We start from the raw sequence: 5,724 nt of genomic DNA, 5'->3' as shown, positions 1-5,724 counted from the left end.
GAATACATCCCTATCGAAATCGGCCAACCGCATGGCGTCCCGGTCAAATTTTGTCCGAATAATGCTATCGGCAATCGACGGAAAACTGGAAAAATAGAGTAGCCCCACGCCGTTGAAATCCCGGGTTTCATCAGGTTCAACGATCTTGCCGGCAAGGTGGTGGCTCCGATCTAGCGAAAAGCCAAAATGGTTGGAAACGCTGTCGCTGCGTATGGCCGCGGCAAGGGTCCCAAGTCGGCTCGTGGCTCCCGCGTCTATATCCGGCAAACAGTCTAAGGCGACGCGGGTGATCGAATGGTTGTCGCCTTCCCGCATCCGGCCAACGAACGTTGATAGTAACTCCACCGAGCCGACTGACCGCTGTTGGATCGTCAACACGTGGCGGCTCCAGATTTGTGTCCGGGACAGACGTCTGATCGCTGACGAAATACTCAGCACGTCATTTGCTCTAATCTGCCGAAGATTCATGCCTCGCATGGAAAGAGCAGAGATCGCAGCGTAAACCTCCCTGCCCTCCCGGTCACGAAAATCGGCATTGTCCATACCTGCCGAACGTGCCAGCATCAGCCAGTGGCGATGGCCGAGTTCCTTGAGCAACCAGTTTTCCGACAGGCCAGACGGTGTCAGATGCGGCATGCCGATCAGGATATCAGGTGCGAGCGCTCTTTCCAGAACCGAGTCTGTCGATGTTGTCATGAACGCGCTGGAGGGAAGATAGGGAATATTCAAGACATCCGATCCTTCAAACAGCTTCTTTCAAAGCCGGGGTTGCCGAGATCCCGCGTTGCTCGGCGAGATGTGCGACCACATATTCGGCGTCCTTCCCGACGCCGAGAAACCGCCCCGAACCCCACGTCCATAGCCAGGGCATGCCAAGCACATAAACCCCTTGCATGCTTGTGATGCCACGACGGTGCGCCGGATAACCGCTGCCATCGAAGATCGGAAGTTCGACGAAGGACCAGTCCGAGCGAAAGCCCGTGCTCCAGATGATGCTGGTAATGCCGGCGGCAATCGCATCAAGTATCTCAAGCTGGCTGTCGGGCTGCCACACGGACTGGTAATGCGCGCCGACCGGCGCATCGATTCCTGCCGCCTCGATATGCCGATCGATTAATGCGCAGATGCCGTTATATACCGCATCGGCAGCGTCGAGGTTTTTGACCAGATCATCCTTGAAATGCATTCCGTCATTCGAAATATCGGTCAAGCGGCCATAAAGTTTCATGCCATCCTTGGCGAACTGGCGCAGATCAATATCGCGGCCCCCATCGCGGCCAGTCAGATAATGATTGGCATTCTTTCGGACTTGTTCCTTCAGTGAGTGCTGTTCCACCGGCAGGTCGTATTGGCCGAGATCGGATAGCCAGTCGACCGCGTCGCGGCCGCGATAAAAACGCGGGCAGCGCGGTGCACTTCCGGTCACCAGGTGTACCTGGCGTCCGGCAAGGTGCAGATCTTCCGCAATCTGACAGCCCGATTGCCCGGAACCGACAACCATGACAGCTCCCTCGGGCAATTGTCCCGAATTCCGGTATTGTGATGAATGGATTTGTGCAAGGTCTTGCGGCAAGCGCTCGGCGATGCGCGGGACATTCGGCACATGGTAAGCACTGACGGCCAGAATGATGGCGTCGGCCGTTGTCTTGCCGACGCTCGTCTCGAGGTGGAAAACGTCGTGGGACCGGGATATTCGCAAGACGGCGACGCCCTGACGCACCGGGGCATCGATGCGCCTTGCGAACTCTTCCACATAGGCCACAATATCGTCTTTCACCATAAAGCCGTGAGGATCACCGCCCGGGTAGGGAAAATCCGGCAACTGGCATTGCCAATTTGGTGTCACCAGGCAAAAAGCGTCCCAGCGCTGCGTTTTCCAAGTATGGGCAATGGAGTGTTTCTCAAAAATGACGTGTTCAATGCCCTGGCGTGTCAGGTGCCAGCTGGCGGAAAGCCCGGCTTGTCCGCCGCCGACAACGACGACCGGATAATGGGCGGCAAGCAATGTCTTGGTCATGTTTGGCTCCTTAAAAAATGAAATGTTGGCAACGGACGATCGCGTCCGGCAGGTTCGAATAGGTGTTGCCCCGCGCTTCCAAGTACGCGAGCTGATTGCGAGCGAGCGAGCAAGGGAAGCCATGTTTGGCCTCGACGCGATCGCTGGCGATGGACAGAGCCTCGCCGCTTCGCTGCAGGAAATCGGAGAGCGGATAGTTCTGTCCCTCCGCCAGATATTCCTTGACGATGAGCGACGGCGAATAACAGGTTTCCTCTTCACCATCTGGCCATACAATGACAAAGCGCATTTCAGGCATGGGCAGTCTCCAGAAGTCGTAGGTATGCAGGCACATGAGCTCGGGCGACTTTGGCCCAGTCGTGACGGGCGGCAACGTCTAAGCCGTGAGCGACAAGCCTTTGCCGGATGGAAGGTTCGAGCGCCATGGCCATCGCATCGGCAATCGTCCCGGCTCGATTGGGATCGCACCATACGACGTCCTCGTCGCAGAGGTATTCAGTGAACGGTTCGATGGCCGATGCGACCACCGGTGTTCCGCTGGCCATGGCTTCCAGCACGACGAGGCCGAAACCTTCTTTCAGTGACGCAAATACAAGGATGTCGGCCAGGCGAAAGAGCGCCGGCATGTCCGCATCATCGATCGGTCCAGCCAGATGGACGTTTGCGGCAGCAACCCCGGCGGCCTGCAGCCTTGCTCTGAATTTCATCTGATAGGAATGGTGGTTGAGGAGCGATACACCACCGGCAATCACAAGCTGGGTGTCGGGATGCAAGCGCTGCAATTGGAGGAACGCTTCGAGAATATTGAGCGTGTTTTTGCGCTCTTCTATGCCGCCGACACTGAGCAACATCGGGCCTTGCCCAAGATCGAGCTTCCGGCGCAACTTTTCATCGCGGCTATCAATTACGGGTGTGTAGCGCGCTCGATTGACGCCGTTGCCAACGATGTCGGCTGTCAACCCCATATCAGTGGCAAGAATCGACTGCCATTTTTTGCTGACCGTGAAATGCACACCTGCTGCCGTGATCGAACGGGCTTGCAGCCGCATAAGCTGTGGATCGGCAAATTGATCGATGTGATGGACTGTCCGTGCAAAACCATCGATGTACCCCTGCCCCTTCAGCGTCGCCAGCGCGTTGCCGGATATGCCGTCATGGGCGTGGAAAAGATCGAAGCCTCGCGTTCCCGCTTTGGTAAAATAATCAACATAATCGTCGATTCTCTGCTCAACCATCGCGGTCATGTCCGTTTTTGCCGGCGCAACGGGAATGGCAACTGCATGGCAGTCAGTCTGGCGAAAAAAACCTGTATCACGCGCGTCAGGCGCATGCAGCGTTACCGCATGTCCAAGGGCTGTCAGCGCCTCGGATAACTCCAAGGCATGAACGACACCTCCGCGCGGATTGGTCGAATGGGCGAGCATGGCAACGCGAAGGGAACGTGTCATGCAGCGCTTTCCTTCAGCCGTTCGACAGGCAATAGCTGCATCAATGGTGTCTGCGCATGATCGCGAATGAGCGCGCGCGTCGTCCCATCAGTGATAGTCACTTCGCTTCCGGCATGGACGATACCAATACGAGCCGCCGCGATATCGCGCGCGGCAAAACGCCGGATGACCGCTTCGGCATTGTCCGGCGCTACCGGGAGCAAATATCCGAAGCTTGGAAAGGTCAGCAACCAGCGCTCGAGCGCGACGCCATCCGGCACGGGAATGGCCGTAACGTCGATATCGATGCCGACACCGGAACATTCGGCAAGCATAATACTCGTTCCAATGATACCGCCTTGGCTTATGTCCTTGGCGGCGAACGCCAGTCCGGACTCGGCAATCCGTGGCAATATCTCGAGATCGCCACGCAATCGTGCTGCAGGAGCTTTCGTAGCGGTTTCCCAATTGGAAAATGGTTCGCGATAGCTGCCGCGATGATCGATCGCTGCAATCAGTTGATCGCCGGGTTTGGCATCAAAGCTGGTGAGCAGTTTCTTCGTCCGACCAAGGATAGCGACAGAAAGCTGGCCACGATCAGTATGGACATTGGTGTGTCCGCCGACGATGGGCACGCCGAAGGCCGTCGCGGCTGCGCGCATGCCTTCGAGCACAGGAGCGGCTTCGCTTTCGCCATTGGCCCAGATCGCATCGGCGACGGCGATTGGTCGTCCACCCATTGCAGCAATGTCCGAGATATTGACCATGACACCGCACCACCCGGCAAACCACGGATCACCCGCCACGAACTCGTTCATGAAACCTTCGATGGCAAGGAGCAGATAACCGTCGCCGTCCGGAATGGCTGCGCAATCATCGCCGACAGCAATTGCCTGCCCGCCAAGGCCCAGAGCCTTGGCCACCGCGCCTATATTCTGCTTGGCCGCGATGCCCCGGCTGGCGGCCAATGTCTGTGCAAGGGAATGGATATCCGGAACAGTTTTCATCATGCGACCTTTCGCGGCAGCGCCACGAAGCCTATCTCCGGCGACAGGCAAGGCGGGTAGTAATCGAGGTCGGCGACCATACGCAGATGCGGCCGACCATGGATCTCGAATTCGCCTTGAGAGTGCCAATGCAGACGGCGGAAGAGCGGACCGTTCTGGCTCTGGACATTGGCGAGAAACCTTTGGCAGCCCATCGCGTGAGCGGAAGAGACGGCCAGGCGGATCAGTGTTGCGCCCAATGCACCGATTTTCCGGAAATCTTTCGCGACCGCGAGGCGCGATCCCCACCAGATACCGGGCTCATCCTCGTGGATCCTGACGCTACCAACCACTGCGTCAGCGGTGACACCAAGCATGGAGAGCGCCACGATCGGGATTGCGCGATCGTCGGTCTCGTCCCGATCATCATGGGCAAAAATGCCCTGCTCGTCACAGAAGACGGACCGGCGCAATGCATGCGCTTGCTCGCGCTCCCAGCGGCACGTTGCGAATTTCACTTGGAACTCGCTTGCGGAAAATGGGCTGAATGGTTCGAGGATCATTTGGTCAGCATCCTTTCATAGGTGGAAAGGGCCGAGCAGGCACCGCATTTACCGCAGCCAGCCTTGATATCGACGGCCTTCAGTCCGCTTTCGACCAGCATGCTTGACAGCGGTCCGAGGATGGAATGCATGAAATCTGGCTTCGGAGCCGGATGGCTTTCAAGCGGTGTGCCGGCAATGGGTACGAACGGTACAACGAAGGGATAGACCCCGATGGCTACGAGCCGTTCGCAGATGTCGAGGATCGCTTCGCGGCTATCTCCGAGACCAGCCAGAATATAGGTCGAAACCTGGCCGCGCCCGAAAACCGGCACGGCAGCCTTGAACGAGGCGAAATATTTCTCGATGCTTACCTGTGCTTTTCCCGGCATGATGCGCGCCCGCACCTCCGGTGTGACCGCTTCCAGATGCATCCCCAGCGCGTCTACACCTGCCTCCTTCATACGGGCAAACCAGACATCTTCCTCCGGTGGCTCGCATTGGGCTTGAATGGGCAGATCGACGGCGGCCTTGATAGCCCGCGCACTGTCGGCGAGGATCAGTGCTCCGCGATCATCACCCTTGGGCGTGCCGGTGGTCATGATCATGTGCTTGACGCCGTCGAGTTCGACGGCAGCTTTGGCAACCTCCGCTAATTGCTCCGGTGTCTTGTGGGCTATCGTCCGTCCAGCGGCCAGTGACTGGCCGATTGCACAGAATTGGCAGGTCTTGGTGCGGCTTTGATAGCGTAT

General features: G+C 57.8%; 7 protein-coding genes. All 7 read right to left on the bottom strand.

Annotated elements, in window-relative coordinates:
• The coding region (locus AAAC48_RS14840; protein WP_340654908.1) for a Pnap_2097 family protein at nucleotides 1–729 on the bottom strand (729 nt) is incomplete at its 3' end.
• Between the two features lie 13 nt (nucleotides 730–742).
• Nucleotides 743–2,017 (bottom strand): MSMEG_0569 family flavin-dependent oxidoreductase, encoded by a 1,275-nt coding sequence (locus AAAC48_RS14835; RefSeq protein ID WP_340654907.1) that lies wholly within the window; start codon nucleotides 2,015–2,017, stop codon nucleotides 743–745.
• A gap of 10 nt (nucleotides 2,018–2,027) precedes the next feature.
• The gene (locus tag AAAC48_RS14830) at nucleotides 2,028–2,315 is read right to left on the bottom strand and encodes an MSMEG_0570 family nitrogen starvation response protein (RefSeq protein ID WP_340654906.1); all 288 of its coding nucleotides are present in this window, start codon (nucleotides 2,313–2,315) and stop codon (nucleotides 2,028–2,030) included.
• The gene (locus tag AAAC48_RS14825; RefSeq protein ID WP_340654905.1) at nucleotides 2,308–3,465 is read right to left on the bottom strand and encodes an MSMEG_0565 family glycosyltransferase; all 1,158 of its coding nucleotides are present in this window, start codon (nucleotides 3,463–3,465) and stop codon (nucleotides 2,308–2,310) included. The genes AAAC48_RS14830 and AAAC48_RS14825 overlap by 8 nt, the downstream gene beginning before the upstream one ends.
• Complete coding sequence (locus AAAC48_RS14820) at nucleotides 3,462–4,451, bottom strand: sll0787 family AIR synthase-like protein (RefSeq protein ID WP_340654909.1); 990 nt, start codon at nucleotides 4,449–4,451, stop codon at nucleotides 3,462–3,464. Before AAAC48_RS14820 ends, AAAC48_RS14825 begins: the two co-directional genes overlap by 4 nt.
• Nucleotides 4,451–4,993, bottom strand: a complete 543-nt coding sequence (locus AAAC48_RS14815; RefSeq protein WP_340654904.1) for an MSMEG_0567/Sll0786 family nitrogen starvation N-acetyltransferase — start codon at nucleotides 4,991–4,993, stop codon at nucleotides 4,451–4,453. The genes AAAC48_RS14820 and AAAC48_RS14815 overlap by 1 nt, the downstream gene beginning before the upstream one ends.
• Nucleotides 4,990–5,724: MSMEG_0568 family radical SAM protein (locus tag AAAC48_RS14810; protein WP_340654903.1), on the bottom strand; the 735-nt coding region annotated here is incomplete at its 5' end. The genes AAAC48_RS14815 and AAAC48_RS14810, both read right to left, overlap by 4 nt.

The organism is Phyllobacterium sp., from assembly GCF_037994405.1.
Classification (GTDB): Bacteria; Pseudomonadota; Alphaproteobacteria; order Rhizobiales; family Rhizobiaceae; genus Phyllobacterium.
Note: the sequence above shows the minus strand (reverse complement) of the source record. Positions and strands in the feature narration are given on the sequence as shown.